At 63.5% G+C, this 19,081-nt stretch carries 18 protein-coding genes; 9 read left to right on the top strand and 9 right to left on the bottom strand.

The window, feature by feature from the left end; all coding sequences use genetic code 11:
* The first annotated feature begins 16 nt into the window (after positions 1-16).
* A complete protein-coding gene (locus tag L21_RS05160; protein ID WP_074369421.1) occupies positions 17-730 on the top strand; it encodes a DNA alkylation repair protein in 714 nt (237 codons plus the stop codon).
* Between the two features lie 133 nt (positions 731-863).
* Here L21_RS05160 and L21_RS05155 read toward each other — a convergent pair whose 3' ends face one another.
* Complete coding sequence (locus tag L21_RS05155; protein ID WP_074369420.1) at positions 864-1,292, bottom strand: pyridoxamine 5'-phosphate oxidase family protein; 429 nt, start codon at positions 1,290-1,292, stop codon at positions 864-866.
* Positions 1,293-1,543: 251 nt separating this feature from the next.
* On the opposite strand from L21_RS05155, the gene L21_RS05150 reads away from it, so the two are divergent.
* Entirely contained in the window at positions 1,544-2,701 is a 1,158-nt protein-coding gene (locus L21_RS05150; RefSeq protein ID WP_074369446.1) for a TIGR04083 family peptide-modifying radical SAM enzyme, read from the top strand.
* 190 nt (positions 2,702-2,891) lie between these two features.
* Here L21_RS05150 and L21_RS05145 read toward each other — a convergent pair whose 3' ends face one another.
* Positions 2,892-3,698: a class I SAM-dependent methyltransferase gene (locus tag L21_RS05145; RefSeq protein WP_074369419.1), complete on the bottom strand. Its 807-nt coding sequence runs from the start codon at positions 3,696-3,698 to the stop codon at positions 2,892-2,894.
* Positions 3,699-3,876: 178 nt separating this feature from the next.
* On the opposite strand from L21_RS05145, the gene rsgA reads away from it, so the two are divergent.
* On the top strand, positions 3,877-4,971 hold the full coding sequence (gene rsgA / locus L21_RS05140; RefSeq protein WP_074369418.1) for a ribosome small subunit-dependent GTPase A: 1,095 nt from the start codon (positions 3,877-3,879) through the stop codon (positions 4,969-4,971).
* An 8-nt stretch (positions 4,972-4,979) separates the two neighbouring features.
* Here the strand turns inward: rsgA and L21_RS05135 are convergent, their stop codons facing one another.
* Positions 4,980-5,642 (bottom strand): class I SAM-dependent methyltransferase, encoded by a 663-nt coding sequence (locus L21_RS05135; protein ID WP_256712379.1) that lies wholly within the window; start codon positions 5,640-5,642, stop codon positions 4,980-4,982.
* 258 nt (positions 5,643-5,900) lie between these two features.
* On the opposite strand from L21_RS05135, the gene L21_RS05130 reads away from it, so the two are divergent.
* The 3 genes from L21_RS05130 to L21_RS05120 all read left to right on the top strand — a co-directional run bounded on the left by L21_RS05130 (position 5,901) and on the right by L21_RS05120 (position 9,101).
* Complete coding sequence (locus L21_RS05130; protein WP_074369416.1) at positions 5,901-7,094, top strand: M24 family metallopeptidase; 1,194 nt, start codon at positions 5,901-5,903, stop codon at positions 7,092-7,094.
* Positions 7,095-7,278: 184 nt separating this feature from the next.
* The gene (locus L21_RS05125) at positions 7,279-8,121 is read left to right on the top strand and encodes a hypothetical protein (protein WP_074369415.1); all 843 of its coding nucleotides are present in this window, start codon (positions 7,279-7,281) and stop codon (positions 8,119-8,121) included.
* Positions 8,122-8,273: 152 nt separating this feature from the next.
* Positions 8,274-9,101, top strand: coding sequence for a class I SAM-dependent methyltransferase (locus tag L21_RS05120; protein WP_178377685.1), 828 nt, complete (start codon positions 8,274-8,276; stop codon positions 9,099-9,101).
* Positions 9,102-9,136: 35 nt separating this feature from the next.
* On the opposite strand, the gene L21_RS05115 is transcribed toward L21_RS05120, so the two are convergent.
* Genes L21_RS05115 through L21_RS05105 form a run of 3 tightly spaced genes read right to left on the bottom strand, consistent with a single transcriptional unit; the run spans position 9,137 to position 11,232 of the window.
* Positions 9,137-9,709, bottom strand: coding sequence for a class I SAM-dependent methyltransferase (locus tag L21_RS05115; RefSeq protein WP_074369413.1), 573 nt, complete (start codon positions 9,707-9,709; stop codon positions 9,137-9,139).
* Between the two features lie 10 nt (positions 9,710-9,719).
* The gene (locus L21_RS05110) at positions 9,720-10,091 is read right to left on the bottom strand and encodes a hypothetical protein (RefSeq protein ID WP_074369412.1); all 372 of its coding nucleotides are present in this window, start codon (positions 10,089-10,091) and stop codon (positions 9,720-9,722) included.
* The gene (locus L21_RS05105; RefSeq protein WP_074369411.1) at positions 10,063-11,232 is read right to left on the bottom strand and encodes an aminotransferase class V-fold PLP-dependent enzyme; all 1,170 of its coding nucleotides are present in this window, start codon (positions 11,230-11,232) and stop codon (positions 10,063-10,065) included. The genes L21_RS05110 and L21_RS05105 overlap by 29 nt, the downstream gene beginning before the upstream one ends.
* Before the next feature lie 98 nt (positions 11,233-11,330).
* Between L21_RS05105 and L21_RS05100 the strand changes: the two genes are divergently transcribed.
* Positions 11,331-11,642, top strand: a complete 312-nt coding sequence (locus tag L21_RS05100; RefSeq protein WP_074369410.1) for a J domain-containing protein — start codon at positions 11,331-11,333, stop codon at positions 11,640-11,642.
* 15 nt (positions 11,643-11,657) lie between these two features.
* Here L21_RS05100 and L21_RS05095 read toward each other — a convergent pair whose 3' ends face one another.
* The 3 genes from L21_RS05095 to L21_RS05085 form a co-directional block, all read right to left on the bottom strand.
* Entirely contained in the window at positions 11,658-12,926 is a 1,269-nt protein-coding gene (locus L21_RS05095) for an APC family permease (RefSeq protein WP_143727211.1), read from the bottom strand.
* Between the two features lie 311 nt (positions 12,927-13,237).
* Positions 13,238-14,311, bottom strand: a complete 1,074-nt coding sequence (locus tag L21_RS05090) for an NAD(P)-dependent alcohol dehydrogenase (RefSeq protein ID WP_074369409.1) — start codon at positions 14,309-14,311, stop codon at positions 13,238-13,240.
* A gap of 196 nt (positions 14,312-14,507) precedes the next feature.
* Positions 14,508-14,954, bottom strand: coding sequence for a DUF3887 domain-containing protein (locus tag L21_RS05085; RefSeq protein ID WP_178377684.1), 447 nt, complete (start codon positions 14,952-14,954; stop codon positions 14,508-14,510).
* 340 nt (positions 14,955-15,294) lie between these two features.
* Here L21_RS05085 and kdpA point away from each other — a divergent pair, with 340 nt between their 5' ends.
* Together kdpA and kdpB are read left to right on the top strand one after the other, a co-directional pair.
* Positions 15,295-17,001 (top strand): potassium-transporting ATPase subunit KdpA, encoded by a 1,707-nt coding sequence (kdpA, locus tag L21_RS05080; RefSeq protein ID WP_074369408.1) that lies wholly within the window; start codon positions 15,295-15,297, stop codon positions 16,999-17,001.
* A 4-nt stretch (positions 17,002-17,005) separates the two neighbouring features.
* Entirely contained in the window at positions 17,006-19,069 is a 2,064-nt protein-coding gene (kdpB, locus tag L21_RS05075; RefSeq protein WP_074369407.1) for a potassium-transporting ATPase subunit KdpB, read from the top strand.
* Positions 19,070-19,081 lie beyond the last annotated feature (12 nt).

Raw genomic sequence — 19,081 nt, 5'->3', positions numbered from 1 at the left:
CCCCGTACACCTGCATATGGACACGGTCATCGAAGCGATACGGCAGGAGTTCGCGGCGCACGCAGACCCCGAGATCCGGGAGAAAGGCCAGCGGTTCTTCAAGGAGGAGGTCCGGTGCTATGGGATGAAAACGGCAACCGGAATCGCGATCGCGAAAAAATACTGGAAGGAGGTCAAAGGCCGCGACAAACATGAGATCTTCTCCCTCTGCGAAGAACTCTATTCGTCGGGGATGATGGAGGAGGCGTTCGTGGTCTCCCAGTGGGCGCAGCTGCTCGCCGGCCGCTACGAATCCGGCGACATCGCCGTCTTCCGGCGCTGGATCGAGACTTACATCACCAACTGGGCAACCTGCGACGGTCTCTGCAACCATGCCGTCGGGGACTTCATCGTCCGGTACCCCGAACATATCGAGGAGCTGAAACGCTGGACGCGGTCGGAGAACCGCTGGATGCGCCGGGCGGCGGCGGTCTCGCTGATCGTGCCGGCGAGGCGCGGGGAGTTCCTCAGCGACGCCCTCGAGATCGCCGACCTCCTCCTCATGGATACGGACGATCTGGTGCAGAAGGGTTACGGGTGGCTCCTCAAGGAAGCAAGCCGAAAGCACACGGACGATGTCTTCTCCTACGTCATGGCGAACAAGAGGGGCATGCCCCGGACGGCGCTCCGCTACGCCATCGAACTGATGCCGAAGGACCTGAAGGCGGAGGCGATGAAAAAGGATTGGTAAGCCTCACGCGAAGCCGCGACGAACGCGAAGACAGGTAGAGGGGTAATTTTGAGCTATTTCGCGGCTTCGCGCTCTTCGCGTGAGGTTCTATCGCTATCCCTGCACTTCACTTCATGCGAAGGCGCAGGGTGGTTCAGAACCTGATCCGGGGCGCCTCGGCCTCCCGCATATTCTGTTCCAGGGTCCAGAAGTACGCCTCCCCGTGCGCCACACGAAAGACGGCGAGTTTCGGGTCGTCCGCGCCCGAGACCCCGATCTGGAGGAGCCACGACCGCTCTTTGACGAGCCGCTCTTTCAGGGCCGCATCATCGAGGAACTCGACCGCTCCCTTGATGCGCATCATCATTCCTTTACCCTCGGGGTTGTAGAAGCAGAGCTCGACCTTCGGGTTTCTGGTGAGCTGCTTCCAGACGGCCTTCGGGGTCCCGGTGTGGTAGTAGAACCCGGTCTCATCGGCAAACCACATGGCAAACGCCCGGACCCGGGGCTGGTCGCCGTCCATCGTCGCGATGTAGGTCACGGGGTTTTCGTTTGCGAACTTCACGCAGTCGGAAAAGTCCATCCTTCTCCCTCGTATATCGATACGAAGAGGTGATAGAAAATTGTTCCGGGAACGCCGCGCGGGCCGGCCGATCCTGCTTCTCCGTGCTGCGGCCGGAGCCGGGGGATCTGCCGGTTGAAGGCGGAGGGGGACGGTTCTCCAGGGCCGTCATCGGTCTCTGTGAGAGCCCCGTGCCTGCACGCCGGATGCGCACCCGGGCTGTGGGTATCCGGATGAATAGGTTTTAACCTCCTCAAAGAGAACTCGGTATGATGAAGAGCCCGTTTCACGTCATGATCATCCCCACCCTCGGTTGTCCATCGAAATGCCACTACTGCTGGAGTTCCGATGAAAGTTCTCCGCGGATGAGCATCGAGACCCTCCGGGAGATAGCAGCGTGGCTCAAGGACTACCGGTCCGACCAGGTCACAATCACCTTCCACGGGGGCGAGCCGCTCCTTGCCGGAGCGGAGTTCTACCGGCAGGCGCTCCCCATCCTCTCGGAGGAACTCGCACACCTTGAACCGACGTTCGCCCTGCAGAGCAACCTCTGGCTGCTCACCCCGGAAATGGCGAAGATCCTCGCGGAATACCGTATCCCGATCGGCTCGAGCATCGACGGCCCCGAGGATATCACCGACGTGCAGCGTGGAATGGGCTATTTCAAGAAGACGATGCGGGGCTATGAGATTGCACGGGAGAACGGGCTTGATGTCCGGTTCATCTGCACGTTCACCAACCAGTCGGTCAGGCGCAAGGAGGAGATCGTCGACTTCTTCCTCGCGAGCGGCTTTCCCCTCAAACTGCACCCGGCACTGCCGTCGCTTAGGAGCGAAGACCCGAAAGAGTGGGCGCTCGAACCGGAGGAGTACGGGGAACTGCTGGTCTACCTCCTCGACACTTACCTGGAGAACCTCGGACGGATCGAGATCATGAACATCAACGACCTCTGCAAGGGCATCTTCACCCGGCACGGCACCGTCTGCACGTTTGTGGACTGCATGGGAAGCACCCTTGCCTTCGGGCCGGACGGGAGCATCTACCCCTGCTACCGCTTCGTCGGGATGCCGGAGTACGTGATGGGGAACGTCTACGACCGGCCCACCCGCGACGATCTCGCCCAATCGGACGCCTGGAAACTCATGCACGCATTCAAGGAGTATGTCGACGGCGCCTGCAAAGAGTGCGCCCACATCAAATACTGCCGGGGCGGGTGCCCCTACAACGCAATAGCGCCGACGAACGGCGAGATCCATGGAGTCGATCCCCACTGCGTCGCATACAAACGGATATTCGATGAGATCACCGAACGGCTGAACAACGAGATGTTCGGCTCCGATGATGAGGAGATGGACGGATTTTGCTCGCCGTTCGGGCGGAGGGCAAAGCCGGGGATCATGGCGATCCTGCAGGCGATGGCGACGAAGTGAAGAAGGCCGGGCAGGGATAGTACGGGGCCTTGAGCGCGAACCCGGTTGTTGCGGGCGGCCCGGCCTCGTCTTCCTCGTCGCGTATGCCGTGAACGATCGCGGTAGCCTCTCTGGTCCGGCCCCGGTGGACTGGAGAGGCCGATCGTCTACCCCACACTCTTCCGGCTCATGGCGCCGGACGGGTAGGAGACTACTTCCTTCCCGTTGCCTTGAAGAAGGTGTAGCAAAAGACCCCGTCCGATCCTGCGGTCTGGTAGAGGTCGCGTATCCCCCGCTCCCAGTCCTCCCGGCTCATCATCCCCCGGTTCACTGCATCGTCCCCGACGCCCTCGACCATGGCGGTGAAGGTCAGTTCCGTGAACCCGCGGACAAGGTCCGGCCGGGAGGCGTCCGCGTAGACCATCCGCGGAGAGACATAGACGTCGCGGTAGCCGGCACCGGCGACGAGCGGGTAGAGTTCCCGCCCGATCAGGGCGTTGCCGCCCATCTCCCGCTGGAGGTCGACGAGGCATCCGATCGCCCGACGGGCATGGGCGCTGTCGGGGTGGAAGTACGCCGAGCCGTGATCCCCCTCGATCACCGTGATCGTGCCGCCTTCGCAGAGCAACGGGCGGAGGCGCTCGAGCGCGCCGCGGGGCTCTGCCAGGTGTTCGAGGACAAAGCAGAGGAAGATGTGGTCGAAGCTCCCCGGCTCGTAGTGGAGGTCGAAGATATTCCCCTCCTCGAACGTGACGTTGGTGATGCCTTCGGCCTGTACGCGCCTCTTCGCCGCATCGAGCGAGATTTGAGAGATATCGACCGACATGATCCGCGCATCCGGGCTGTTCCGGGCCAGGATCACCGTCTGGGCGCCGGTGCCGCACCCCGCCTCGAGCACCCGTGAGCCCGCCGGGTACCGGGTGTCGGCGTGGAGGAGCCCGGTCAGGGTCTCTGCTTGATCGCTCAACCGCTCCGCTTCCCGCTCCGTGTAGCCGTGGACATACTTCCTGCCGCCCATTCTCCTTGCAGGATTTATAGCACGAACCCTGTATTAAGGCATCTGCGGCAGCCGGGTATCCCTTCCGGCATCGCCTTGTACTCTACGAAGGGGTCTTGCGGCATGCGGCCGATAACCGCGACCACAAAGCACTTGGCACCTTGCATGCCACACATTTTAGGGAGGAAAGACTGTTTCAATGAGCCAATCCACTTCCCGATGCGGACGGCTGCATCCCCACACGCTCGAAGACCTCGGCTGGACGGAAGAGCACGAAAAGGCCTTCTCGAAGTACACCGCCCCATACATCCCCGGCCGCGTGGTCTGCCGGCAGAAGACCGTGTGGGACGTGCTCGTCGACAGCGGGTCCGTCACGGCCGGGATCTCCGGAGCCCTGCGGAGACTCGGCCGCTTTCCCGCCGTCGGGGACTTCGTCGTGCTCCTTGACCAGCCGGAGGCCGGAACCTCGACGATCGTCGATATCCTCCCGCAGAAGACCCTCTTTTCGCGGGGGACACCGGGGCGCGAAGGCGCTGATCAGGTCATCGCGGCGAATATCGATACGGTCTTCATCGTCACCGCCGCCGGGCACGACCTCAACGCCCGCCGAACCGAGCGCTACCTCGCGATCGCTCACGCATCCGGCGCCCGCCCGGTGATCGTCATCAATAAGTCCGATCTCGCGGACGACCCCGCATCGCTCGCCGGTGAACTCGCTGCCGTCTCCCCTGGCATACCGGTCATCCCCATCAGCGCCGTGAGCGGGGAGGGCGTCGACCGGCTCAACCCCTACCTCCTGCCGGGAGCGACGATCGCCCTGATCGGCTCGTCGGGCGTCGGCAAGTCCACCCTGATCAACCGGCTCATGGGCCGCCCGGTGCAGGATACTTCGGACACCCGGGACTACGATGAGAAAGGGCGGCACACCACGACCGTCCGCCAGCTCTTCATCCTCGCCGGCGGGGCGCTCATGATAGACAACCCCGGCCTGCGTGAGGTCGGCATCGGTACAGCATCCACCGGCATCGCCGGGACGTTCCCCGAGATCCTCGCGCTCGCGGAGGGCTGCAGGTTCTCGGACTGCCGGCACGAGGAAGAGCCGGGCTGTGCGGTGCGGGCAGCCGTCGCGGCCGGGACCCTCCCTGCGGTACGGCTGGAGAGTTTTCAGAGGCTCGTGCAGGAACTCGCGTTCGAAGAGGAGAAAGCCGAGATCGGGCTTGTAAGACTCGAGAGGAAGCGCTGGAAGGCGATCGGCAAGATCCAGAGGGATATCGGGAAGACAAAGGGAAGGTGACGGCCCCCCTAAGTTCCCTTCCGCAGGATGAAGAACTCGTAGCCGTACTCGTCGGCATGCTCCCGGTAGATGGCGATCTCGCGCTCGGCAAACTCAATCTGCGTCTCTGCATCGGGATTGCCGGCGAAGTTCGACCGCAGGTCTTCTATCCGCTTGAGGACCTGTACATAGTAATTCTCCCACCATGCGGACTTCGGGAGCGGAAAGGTCGCGGCGACCTCGTAGCCGGCACTCTCGGCGATCGCCCTGTTCTCCCGGACTGTTGTTATCGCCGGGTAGCACTCGTTCCAGAACGCCGCCGCCTCCGGTGAGGGGGTATCGGTGAACCAGGCAGCCTCGGTGAGGCAGAGGTAGCCCCCCGGCCGGAGGAGGCGCTTCCATGAGGCGAGCCCCTCTCGGAATCCCACGATGAAGATCGAGCCCTCCGCCCAGAGGACGTCGAACGATCCGTCAGGGAACGGGAGGTCGTCCATCGAGGCTCTGAGGGGGACGATCCGGTCGCCCACCCCGGCCGATGCCGCGTTCCGGGCGAGGTCGTCGAGGAACGGTTGGTGGACGTCGACGGCGGTGATGCGGCAACCCGGGCAGACCCGGGCCACCTCGACCGTCTGCATCCCGGCCCCGCACCCGATATCCAGGATCTCAGGTTGGGCCGAAAGATCGGTAAGCATCGAAAAAGCCTTCCGCGTGCATGTGTTGCTCCCCGGCCCCTGGCGGGGCAGGTTCTCGTGCAGGGTAAAAACGAAAGGGGTGTCCATGAGAGTAGTGCGCCATGCGGCTCTATAACCCATACGGTCGGCATTGTCTCCTGCCGACGCGAGGATGCGTCCTTGCCGAACCGGGGGTCGGTGGGAGAGGAACGGGACGGCCCGAACTGCCGGAACCCGCATCCCGCCAGAGCCAAATACCATCGCCGCCCAATCATGCGTATGGACCAGAGAACCCCCGCCTCCGAACTCCGCGACCGCATGGAACGGTTCCGGCTCCGTATGGATGCGGAGAACCCATCGTGGGAGTTTGCCACAATATTCGGGAGGGTGAACGAGTTCTATTTCACCGGGACGATGCAGGATGCTGTTCTCCTAGTCCCCCGCACCGACGAGGCCGTCCTCTGGGTCCGCCGGAGTTACGAGAGGGCGCTCGACGAGTCGTTCTTCCCCGAGATCCGGCCGATGAAGAGTTACCGGGACGCCGCAGCCGGGATGGGAGCATGCCCGGAGACGGTTCACGTGGAAGCGGAGACGGCGCCCCTCGCGCTGCTCGAACGCTTCCGGAAGTACTTCCCCTTCACGGCGACAGAACCGCTCGACGTGCAGGCAGCGAAGGTCAGGTCGGTCAAAAGCGCCTACGAACTCGCAATCATGGAGCGGGCGGGGAGGATTCACCGCCACGTGCTCGAAGATGCTGTTCCTGGTATGCTCACCGAAGGGATGAGCGAGGCCGAACTCGGCGGCGAGGTCTTCTCGCTCATGGTCCGGGAGGGGCACCACGGGATAACCCGGTTCGGGAGGTTCGGGACGGAGATGGTGCTCGGACAGCTCGGCTTTGGAGAGAGTTCCCTCTACCCGACCGGTTTCGACGGGCCGGGCGGGTGTCGCGGGGCGGCTCCGGGCGCCCCGGTGCTCGGCAACCATGACCGGAGGCTCAGGGTGGGAGATTTAGTCTTCGTCGACTGCGGGTGCGGGGTGCAGGGCTACCACACCGATAAGACGGTGACGTATATGTTCGGGCGACCGCTCCCCGAGGAGGCGATCGAAGCCCATCACCGGTGCGTGGACGTCCAGGACGAGACGGCCTCGATGCTGCGGCCGGGGATGGTTCCGGCAGAGATCTATGAGACGATACTCGGCGGCCTGGACCCCGGGTTCCGCGAGAACTTCATGGGGTTCGGGGACCGGCGGGTGCAGTTCCTGGGTCACGGCGTCGGCCTCACCGTCGATGAGGTTCCGGTGATTGCCCGCGGTTTCGACGAGCCGCTCGAAGAGGGGATGGTGATCGCCCTCGAACCCAAGAAGGGGATTGCAGGCGTCGGGATGGTCGGGATCGAGAACACCTTCGTGGTCTCCCGCGGGGGCGGCCGGTGCATCACCGGGGCGAACGCCGGCCTCGTCCCGGTATATTGAGGGGTGGTTCCGCCACCCTTCCTGCGCGGGGTCTGCGGCGCCTGAACGCTCTGCCGGATACCGTCCAGCAGCACCCGGTTGACCTGCCCGGGCTCAGGGGAACTGCGCGGTCGGGGTGAGAGACCGGGGCACCGGAAAAAGGATCCACATAAATACCGCCGGATCCCAGATCCGTTGACCGACAATGGTGGATCGCTCGAAGATTCTCAGGAACGTGCTCATCGTGGCAGGTATTCTCGCGGCAATTCTCTTCGTATTTATAGCGCTGACCGCAGTGATACTTGGCCAATCCTCAGCGGAGAGTTTCAGGTCGTCGTATCACTACGACCTGACGATATCCACATCGGGGCCTATCGAAGATGCGATCCTCCTGATCCCCATTCCCTCGTGCTACGACCCGGAGACCGGAGCGAACGTTACCCCCATCGATCCCTCCCGGGCAGGTTTCAGTAACTTCGACCGGGACAACATATCGGTAAGGATCGAGTATGTCGAGGGAATCCCCATGCTGAACATCTCGGCCGACCGGATCGACCCCATCTATAAAAACCGGATCGTTCCGATCGCGATTATGCCGGGGCAGAACGAGTCGGAACTCCCGAAACCGACCCACGTTTACTCCGACAGGTATTCGGAGGAGACACCGGTGCTCGTAGAGATGGAACTTCATGTGACCAGCACCAGTCCCGGCGAGATAGATACCAGAACGCCGATAGGGACCGAGCCCCTGTTTGCGCCCTACCGGATCGTCGGCACCCTCAACAGTTCCGGCGGACCCGTCGACGATTACTACGTGAGCCCGGGATCGTCAGGCTATTTCGTCGAGGTGCCGTTCATCCTCTCGTTCGACGCCGAGGGCGAGAACGTCCTCACTTTCTCGGCCGACTTCCAGGGAGTGAACCAGTGGTGGGTCATGGGGTGGCAGTCGAACTCGTACCACGAGAGTGTGCGCCACACGTTCAGGGGCCCCTGCAACAGCACCTACCCGGTGAAGGGCATCCTCGTGACGGGCGAAGGGGTGTACTGACCCCCCTGAACCCTTCTTCCCGAAGCACCATCCCCGGTGGCGGCAGGCAGACGCCGGAAGTCCGTGGGCGAGCCTATTGTTCCGTCATGGAGAAAAGATTAATATCTGCTTCTGCTCAGAGAGGACCTCAACGGGGTGAGTTCACGCAGGAATTGAAGCATCAACGCGATGCGTGGGACGAGGTAAATATCCGCCACCCCCACCACCCGCTCAGGGCGGTGATTGGCGTCGACGATCTGAACAACATCTATATCGACGGCAGCCAGAAACGCCTCATCTCCAGAGCGGTCGGCCTGGAGCCATACTTTACGGTGCTCGATTACGGGTGCGGCGTCGGCCGGTGGACACTCTGGTTCGCCCGGCAGGTGCATCGCGTTGTCGGGGTGGACATCTCGCCGAAGATGGTGGAGACGGCACGGCAGGAGGCGGATACGGCGGGCATCCGCAACGTCGAGCACCACACCGTCAGGGAACTGCCGCTTCCCTTCGAGAGCGGTGCGTTCGACCTCGTCAACGTCGTCTGGGTCCTGCGGTACCTCACCGACGAAGGCGAGCTTGCACGCACCGTCAACGAGATCTGCCGTGTGGTCCGGCCCGGGGGGCATGTCACGTTCATCGAGAAGGTCGCACGGAGACAACCGGAATTCAAGGAACATGAGGGTGACTTCAGCGGAGCCGCAGTATTCCGGAGGGGGGAGCAGTACCGATCGCTCTTTGAGGAGTGCGGCATGGTGATGAAGGAGAGCGAAGTCTCAAGCGCATCCCCTCTTTACTGGTCGTATGTTGTCGTCCGCGACACCGTAAGGCGCTGGAACCTGCCGGACCTGCTATCGAAGTTAGCCCCCTCGATCGTCTCCGCAAGTATCGCGAGCGACGACCTGACGGCAAGGGTGATGCACTTCCTGGACGACCGCGGGATCATCTCCTGCAGCCACCGCTTCTTCTGCTTCCGGAAACCGGAGGACAGAGATACCCGATAACGACCAGCAGGGAAAAATAGTCTCCCTGCTGCTTGTCAGTCTCTCTCTGCGGCAACGACCGAGAACCCGGCCCCGGACTCAACGTCCACCACATAAAACCCGGTGCACCGGAGGAACTCCAGGATATCATTCTGCGAGTAAAACCGGGCGCGTGAGAGGAACCGGTGTTTTCCCTCATCGTGCAGGTATTTCCGGGCAACCTCTCCATCCCGCTCGAGGAACCCGATGACGAGCGTTCCTCCGGGGACGAGGATCCGGTGGATCTCGTGAAACGCCCGGACAGGGTCGTCCAGGAAACAGACGACCGTCACCATCAGGACGGACGAACATGACCCGTCCCTGAGCGGGAGCGATTCCGCCCGCCCGCGGATCACCTCGACTCCCCGCTCCCGCGCCATCCGGCCGAGAGCGAGCGAGGGCTCTATCCCGAACGGGATACGGAGGGGTGCGGCAAACCGCCCGGACCCGACCCCGATCTCGACGGCACGGGAGTCGGGGTGCGGGAGGAGACGCCGGAACCGGGCGAGTTCCGCGTGGTACTCGGCGCGATGCTCCTCGAACCAGCGATCGTACTCCTCCGCAAATTGCTCGAATACGTTCCAGGGCATTCTGCTTCCGTCAATCACGCCCATACAGGTGTTCTCTCACCCGTTTCCCGACCGCCTCCTCCCTCTGCTTCAGCACCGGGAGATCCACCGATCCTTCCCGGTAGGAGGAGAAGAGGAGGTAGAGGAAGTTCACCGTCAGGTCCATGACCTCTTTCTTGAACCTGACCTCGACGGTGGTGTCCCCGGCAAGGCCTTTGATGGAGAACCAGTCGGGCTTTTCGAACTTATAGAAGCCCTCGCCGAGATTGGGGAGCGATTCAACCTCCCCGAAGTTCTCCAGGTAGGAGAAGAGCCCCGCCGGTACCGGGGCACTCAAGAGGAACTCCTTCATGAATGTGCCGTCGGCACAGGATTTATGGCGAACCGACCGAAGAATCCGCATTTCGTGCAATCTCCTTTATCGCCTGTGCGGCGATCCGGCACTCTTCGTCCGTGGTGAACCGGGAGAGGCTGAGCCGCACGGAGCCTCTTCCGCCGTCGATCGCCCGATGCACGAGAGGCGCACAGTGGAGTCCCGTGCGGGCGACGATCCCGTAGACACGGGCGAGGATGAAGCCCACGTCGTCGTTCTCCAACCCCCGGATGTTGAACGAGACGATGGGAAGAGTAGGTGACTCGTTGTAGACCGTGACGTTCGGCTCTTCCTTCAACTCACGGATGAGAAACGCCGTCTGGCGCTCCGCTTTCTCCGCGATGGCGTTCACCCCTATCGACGCAATGTAGTTCACCCCGGCGGCGAGCGCCGCAAGCCCGGGGTAGTTATGCGTCCCGGTCTCGAACCGTTCCGGCATCTCCCGGGGCTGGTAGAGCGAGAAGGAGTCCGTCCCGGTCCCCCCGTAGCGGACGGGAGCGATCGAGTCCGGGTTCCGCAGGTAGAACCCGCCGGTGCCGGGAATACCGAAAAGCCCCTTATGGCCGGTGAAGACGTAGGCGTCGACCGGGAGGTCCCCGAGGTCGACGGGGATATGGCCGGCGGTCTGCGCCCCGTCGACGATGAAGTAGACCCCGCGATCGTGCAGGACCTCCCCGATGCCGGCGACGTCCTGCACCGACCCGAGCACGTTGCTCCCGTGGGCCGTGACCATCAGCCGGGTATCGGGTGTTATGGCCGCTTCAACGGCATCGGGGCGAACGGAACCGTCCTCGAAGGGAAGGACAGTCAGCCGGATGCGACCCTGCCGCTCGAGCTCGTGAAGCGGCCGCAGGACCGAGTTGTGGTCGAGCGCGGTGGTGAGGACGTGGCAGCCATCCCCGTTTGCGGCAAGAAACCCCTGGATGAGGATGTTCAGGGAATCGGTCGCGTTCTGGGTGAAGACCACGTGCTCCGGAGGATCTGCGCTGAGGAGGCCCGCGAGCGCCTCCCGGGCGAGCGTGATATAATCCTCGCCCTGGCTCCCGGTGGTCCTTCCCGACCCGAAGACCGGGAGGGCAAGGGATTGTCTCGCGGCCTCGAGCACCTCCGGGGGTTTCGGCCATGTCGTGGCGGCGTTGTTCAGGTAGATGATCGGCGGATTCTCACTCATAAGACTCGATTTGAATGGGTCTGTCCTCTGCGGCCAAAAAGAGATCGCTCTGTGCAGTTCACAACGCTTATCCTGCAGGCACCGCATAGCAACCGTTGATGGCCACAATCACCGCCGGGCGGCTGAGGGAGGGGGCAGAACTGCTCGGCATCCGTGACCGGGCCAGCCAGAGCGAGATCCGCGCCCGCTACTCGGAGCGGATCAAGGAGTGGCACCTGGACGTGTCGCAGAAAGACCCGGCGGAGTCCCACGAGATGACGATACGCCTGAAAGCGGCCTACGACCTCCTGGTCGACTACTGCACGAACCGTCACGTCTCGTTCAGACTCGAGGATCTCGAACGAGACCTGGAGCAGAGCCCCGCCGACTACTGGATGGACCGGTTCGGCGACGACCCGATCTGGGGGTAAGGGCCCGCCCCCCCATCAGGGATTGCGCCGCTTCGCGAGGATGTAGACCGGTATCCCCGCCAGCATGACCGCACTCCCGACAGCGACGGAAGCGGCCGGGAGCGTGAGCGCGAGCACGAGGCAGCCGAGAAGGCCAAGCACCGCGATCTTCCGGCTGTACAGCCTCTCCTGCTCCGCCGGGGTGTACGCGGACGCGTTCGTGACCGCGTAATACAGCAGCACGGTGAAGGAGCTGAACCCGATCGCCGCACGAAGATCCACGAGCAGCACCACCGCGACCAGAATGGCGCCGACCGTCAGTCCGGCGAGGTGAGGAACCCGGTGCACCGGGTGGACCCGGGCGAGATACGAGGGCATTCTCCGGTCCCGCGCCATGGCAAAGAGCATCCGGCTGATGCCCGCCATGAGGGAGAGCAGCACTCCCAGCGTTGCGGCGGTCGCGCCGGCCCTGACGAGCCACTGCCACTGAAGAAAACCCGCCCCGGCGAGCGCCGTCACCAGGGGCGCGTCGGACTCTGCGAGCAGAACGGGCCCGACGAGGAGGAGCGCCGAGACGACGACGGCAGCGTAGACGAAGAGTGTGATACCAAGGCCGAGCACGATCGCCCGGGGGATGGCCGTCTCCGGGTCTCTGACCTCTTCTGCAAGGGTAGCAATCCTCGAATACCCTGCAAACGCGAAGAACCAGATACCTGCCGACTGTAAGATCCCGTATACACCGTTCGATCCTATGAGCGGGCGTAGATTGCCGGGATCCGCCTCACCGGCGAACACGAGAGCAACGATCGCGGCAAGGGAGAGCAGGACCACCGCAACGATGAATTTCGTCGCACGGGCGGTCTTTTCGATCCCGTAGTAGTTCAACACGGTGAACGCGATCACCGCCCCCACGGCGAGGTGGCGTGCATACCCGGGGATCAGGTAGTAGCCGAAGGTGAGCGCAACCGCAGAACAACTGGCGAGTTTCCCCACCACGAACCCCCAGCCTGCCACCCAGGCCCAGAACCCGCTCAGCCGTTCCCGTGCGTAGACGTAGGTGCCGCCCGACGCCGGGTACAGGCGGGCAAGCTCGGCGGACGAGGAGGCGTTGCAGTATGCGACCGCAGCCGCAATCGCGAGGCCGACGACCAGCCCCGCCCCGGCCGCGGCCGCCGCCGGCGCAAGAGCCGTGAAGATGCCGGCGCCGATCATGGAGCCAAGCCCGATGACGACGGCGTCTCCCGTCGTCAGCCTTCGCGAGAGCCTGCTCTCCGCGGTCGCACCGCGGGGCGTCATTTTCGTCATCCGGATCTCCCCTCATGCCTGCAACTGCCGGAGACGGCATCCGTGGCCCTCGCAGTCGCCGGGGAGCATATATCGATGCGATTGTTAACTGTTGCGCCGGCGCGTGAATGGCGCCCTCCGGAACCGCAACGGCTCGGCCGGCGGGCAAAAAAGGTGCTCTGTTGAAATGCTTCATACCCGTCTGGAGAACACCCAGTCACCTGGAGAGGGTACCGGTGTGACCTTATGCGAGTCAAGATGTATGGATAATCCTGCAGTGGACTCGGTCTCAGGGAGAGGCTTTAACAGAGCCAAAAAAGATCTTCGAGTCTCTACTCCTCCACAATAACGACCGGTTTGATCAGATCCTTCGGCTTATCTTTCATCAGGAGGAGAGCCTCCTCGAGTTTATCGAACCCCTTGAAGACATGCGTCGCCATGAGCGCGGGGTCCATACGCCCGTGCATCACCACTTCGGCCAGCCGCTCCATCCGCACCCTCCCGCCGGGGCAGAGTCCGGTCATGATGTTCTTGTCCGCCATCCCGAACCCCCAGCCCACGCGGGGAAGGGGTATGATGTCCTGGTCGCCCAGGCCCGAACCGAAGTAGTTGATGTTTGAGATGACCGATCCGGGTTTCGCCACGTTGATCGCGTCCATCATGATATCAGGGCCGCCGCCGGCGACGATCACGGCGTCGACGCCCGCCCCGCCGGTCCTGTCAAGGATCTGGTCGGCGGTGTTCCCGTCCTTGTAACTGATGATCTCCGTTGCACCGTACTCTTTCGCTACCCTGACGGAAGCAGGCCGGGTTCCGACGGCGAATATCCTCCCGGCGCCCCGCAGTCGTGCGCCGGCGACACCGCACAGCCCGACCGGCCCGATCCCCAGGACCGCGACTGTCGACCCGATCTGGATGTTGGCGTTCTCGGCGCCCATAAACCCGGTGCTGAGCATATCCGGGAGCATGACCCCGGCCTCAAGCGACATCCCCTCCGGCAGATGCGCAAGGTTGTAGTCCGCCAGGTTCACGTGGAAGAACTCGCCGAAGACGCCGTCCTTGAAGTTCGAGAACTTCCAGCCCCCGAGCGGGCCGCCGGTCTGCGACGGGAACCCGCGCTGTGCGGCATCGGCCTCCCAGTCGGGCGTGATGGCCGGGACGATGACCCGATCGCCGGGCTTGAAGTCTTTCACCTCGCTGCCCACCTCGTCGACGATACCGAGCGCTTCGTGCCCCAAGATGAGGTTGTGCCGGTCCCCGATCGCTCCTTCCCAGACAGTGTGGACGTCGGACGTGCACGGCGCGAGCGCCAGCGGTCTGACGATGGCGTCCCGCGGGCCGCAGGCAGGCCGCTCTTTCTCGATCCATCCGATCTCCCCGATCCTCAGCATTGCCAGTCCTTTCATGATCCCTGTCTCCTTGCGCCGGGCAGTGGGGATCGGGTACTATAAAAAGAACAGGATCGCCGGGGAAAGGCCGGCTCGCCGGGAGGTGTTCCTCGCCTGCGCCCTGGAGGATGTCGATCCCATGCCCGCGTATCAGCCATCGGGACCGGTTCGCCGCCCTATGAGAACACCTGCCGCCGGCGTTCCAGGGCGTGCATCAACTGCGCAGTTTCGGGGAGTTGAACCAGAGCCCGTGGAGCTGGTGCGATGCGTCACCCTTCCGGAAGACGAACCGGAGAGCAACGCCGTCCTCCCCCTCGAACGCTGCCCGGTAGGTCACGGCGATGTAGTCGCCGGTCTCGGTGACGACAGGATCGCTTCTGGACTCATAGAGCCCGATCCGCGATGTGACTTCTTCGCGGTTCTGCTCGAACGCGGCCTCGTCAAGGGCCTGCTTCATCTCCGGGCTGAAGTCGCGGGAGTATACCGTATAGTTGCCTTCATTGAAGCCCTGCATGACATTCTCGGCGATCGGGTCCGCGTATACAAGCACCTCTGCCGCCTCCTCGCCCGAGACCACGATCTCCTGGCTCATGCAGCCGCATGCCAGGACCGCGGCAAGGACCACGAGGACGGCAAGGAGCGGAATCTGAGAACGACTCATGATAGAATGTCGAACCGGCAGGTGATGAATGTAGGGATCGGACTGCCGGGAGGAAGAACTGTAACGGCTATCGGAGCGGTGCAGAGGCTGTCGACAGGGGATCTGTTCGGGATCTTCCACCGATTCGAGCGGGGCAGGGCGCAGATCTCGGCCACTTCACCGGATGTTCCAGATCCAAGCAGGGGAAGGGCGAGATCTCCGGATCCCGGTGTTGCTCTCCAGCATCTCCAGCCATTTAGCCACAGAAGCAGTCACCCACGGAGAATGCCGTTGCACGAATGAGTTAGTTTTATAGCGGCATAAATTATCTTTCAGGATCGATAGAAATCGGCGATCCACAATGGCACAACCTGCACCGCTCCTCGACGGGTTACTCTTCATCGCGTTCTTCATAGCAGTCACCATCGCAGGGGTGCTCTTTGGCCGGTACATGGGGCACGTGTTCTCCGGGGACTACTCCCGCGGCATCCCCGGGACGCTGGAGGCCCGGCTCTTTCGCTTCATCGGCACGTCTGCCGGCGAGGAGGAAGACTGGATGGGATACGCACGGGAGATGCTCATCTTCAACGGCATCGGGTTTATCGCACTCCTCGCGCTTCTCCTGCTGCAGGGTTACCTGCCGCTGAACCCGGAAGGCTTCGGCGCATTCGACCCCGGCACGGCACTCCATACGGCGGCGAGCTTCGTCACCAACACCAACTACCAGATATATGCAGGGGAAGCCTCCGCGAGTTACCTGACCCAGATGGCCGGCTTTACGGTCCAGAATTTCCTCTCGCCCGCCACCGGGATCTGCATCGCTATCGCGGTGATGCGGGGAGTCACCCGCCGGTCGACCGACCGGATCGGCAACTTCCGGGTGGACGTGACCCGGTGCGTCCTCTACATCCTCATCCCGGTTGCATTTCTCGCCGCCCTCCTGCTCGTCTCGCAGGGGGTCATCCAGAACGTCGACCCCTACGTGCATGCCGCAGGGTACGGTCCGGCCGGACCGCAGACGATCGCCATGGGGCCTGTCGCCTCCCAGGAAGCCGTCAAGGAGTTCGGCACGAACGGGGGCGGGTTCTTCAACGCCAACTCCGCCCACCCCTACGAGAACCCGACACCGTTCACCAACCTCGTGGAGATCTTTCTGATCCTCCTGATCCCGGTCTCGCTACCCTTTGTCTTCGGGCGGATGGCCGGGTCCATGCGGCAGGGATGGGCCATCTACATAGTCATGCTCGCGATCTACCTCCCCGCCCTCGGCACCCTCTACGTTGCCGAGCTGGACGGCAACCCGCTCATGGGGCAGCTCGACGTGACCGGGATCTCGATGGAAGGAAAAGAAGTCCGCTTCGGGCTCGGCGGCACCGCCCTCTTTGCCGCCTCCACCACCGCAACGTCCTGCGGGGCGGTCAACGCCATGTTCGATTCCTTCATGCCGATTGCAGGCATGGTGCCGATGCTCCTGATCCTGCTCGGCGAGGTCGCCTTCGGCGGGGTGGGATCGGGGTTCTACACCGTTATCGGGTTTATCGTGGTCGCCGTCTTCATCGCCGGGCTGATGATCGGAAGAACTCCCGAGTACCTCGGAAAGAAGATCGAGGTCCAGGAGATGCGCATGGCCGTTCTCACGGTTCTGGTGCCGGGCGTCCTCGTCCTCATCCTCACGGGGGTCGCGCTGTTCCTTCCCGGGACGGCCGGAGCGATGCACAACCCCGGTCCGCACGGCCTCTCCGAACTCGTCTACACGTTTGCCTCCATGTCCAACAACAACGGGAGCGCGTTTGCCGGATTCGACGCTTCAGGGATCTTTTATGCGCTTGCCGGCGCCGCGGCAATGACCATCGGGCGGTTCGTCCCGGCGGTTGCGATGCTTGCCCTCGCCGGGTCGATAGCGCAGAAAAAGACGGTCCCACCGGGACCGGGGACCCTGCCCACAGCATCGGCAACGTTCACCGTCTGGACGATCCTGGTGATCCTGATCGTCGGGGCGCTCACGTTCTTCCCCCTCTTCGCCATGGGGCCGATCGTCGACCACCTGTTGTTGTCCGGAGGCGGGTAGCCCGATGGCCAGGAAACGGTATCCCCGGTTCGGCGCCCTCGAACCGGGTCTCGTCCGCGAAGCGCTCCTTGGGAGCGTCCTCAAACTTGACCCGCGCAGGCAGATCGAGAACCCCGTGATGCTGGCGGTGGAGATCGGGGGGATCGTCACGACGGCAGGGTTCTTCGTCGGCCTCTCGACTGTCACCGGAGAACAGTCGTTATTCACCGGCCTCGTCTCCCTCTGGCTCTGGCTGACGGTGCTCTTCTCCAATTTCGCAGAATCCCTCTCCGAAGGGAGGGGAAAGGCGCGGGCAGCGTCTCTCCGGCAGTCCCGCACCAGCGTGCCCGCACGCCGCATCGAGAGGGAGGCATTTGATGCACCGGCGAACGAGGTCGCCTCCTCCGACCTCCGGCCGGGCGACCTCGTTCTGGTGAGGGAGAGCGAGATCATTCCCGGCGACGGGGAGGTGGTCAGGGGAGCCGCCCTCGTCAACGAAGCCGCCATCACCGGAGAGTCCGCGCCGGTCGTGCGCGAGGCAGGCGGGGACCGGAGCGCGGTGACGGGGGGAACAACGGTGCTCGCGAACGAGATCATCGTCCGGGTCACCACGGAGCCCGGCCGGACCTTCCTCGACCGCATGATCGCCATGGTCGAGGGAGCCGAACGGCGCAAGACGCCCAACGAGGTCGCGCTCGAGATCCTGCTCCTGGCGCTGACCGCCGTCTTCCTGGCGGTCGTCGGCAACATATACCCGGTATCCGCCTACAGCGCCTCGTTCACCGGTTCGGGCGCTCCTGCGAGCCTCACGGTGCTGGTCGCGCTCTTCGTCTGCCTGGCCCCCACGACCATCGCGGCCCTCCTCCCGGCGATCGGGATCGCCGGCATGGACCGGCTCTTCCAGCGCAACATCGTCGCGCTCTCCGGCCGGGCGATCGAGGCTGCAGGCGACGTCAACGTCCTGCTCCTCGACAAGACCGGGACGATAACCCTCGGAAACCGTCAGGCGGCCGAGTTCGTCCCGGTGGAGGGGCAGTCCCGGGACGAACTGATGCAGGCCTCCCTTCTCTCCTCGTACGCCGACGAGACGCCGGAGGGGAGGAGCATCCTTGCCCTTGTCCGGGAGAAGACCGGCGTCGCGCCGGCCTGCCCCCCGGATGCACGGTTCATCCCGTTCTCGGCCGCCACCCGCGTGAGCGGCGCCGAGTGCAACGGGACGTCGTACCTGAAGGGAGCCGCCGACGCGATCACGAGGCTCGTCCCCGAGCGTGGAGGAGCGGTGCCCCCTGACCTGGCGACGAAAGTGAACGGAATTGCGTCGGCAGGAGGCACGCCGCTCGTGGTGGCGCGCGACAGGACGATCCTCGGCGTGATCTTCCTCAAGGATATCTTGAAGATCGGGATCCGGGAACGGTTTGCCGACCTTCGCCGGATCGGAATACGGACGGTCATGATCACGGGCGACAACCCCCTCACCGCGGCCGCAATCGCAGCGGAAGCAGGTGTGGACGACTACCTTGCCGAGGCGAAGCCGGACGACAAGTTGAGGCTGATCCGCGAGACGCAGGATGAAGGCTACATGGTCGCCATGACCGGCGACGGGACCAACGATGCGCCCGCCCTTGCCCAGGCCGATGTGGCGGTGGCCATGAACAACGGGACCCAGCCGGCGCGGGAGGCGGCCAATATCATCGATCTTGACAGCGATCCCACCAAACTGCTGGATATCGTCGAGATCGGCAAAGAGATCCTGATGACCCGCGGAGCCCTCACCACGTTCTCCATAGCAAACGACATCGCCAAGTACTTCGCCATCATCCCGGCAGCGCTGGTCGGGATCTACCCCCAGCTTGTCATCCTGAACATCATGGACCTCGCCACCCCGCAGTCAGCCATCCTCTCTGCGGTCATCTTCAATGCCCTGGTCATCCCGCTCCTGATACCGATCGCGCTTGCCGGGGTGAGGTTCAAACCGATGCCGGCATCGAGGCTCTTTGCCTACAACCTGATCATCTTCGGCCTCGGGGGCCTCGTCGCTCCGTTCATCGGCATCAAAGCACTCGACCTCCTGATCGCCGGAGTCCTGTAGAGGTATACCACC

The organism is Methanoculleus chikugoensis (assembly GCF_900095385.1).
Taxonomy (GTDB): domain Archaea; phylum Halobacteriota; class Methanomicrobia; order Methanomicrobiales; family Methanoculleaceae; genus Methanoculleus; species Methanoculleus chikugoensis_A.
The sequence above is the reverse complement of the archived record's forward strand: the minus strand, read 5'-3'. Positions and strand labels throughout refer to the sequence as shown.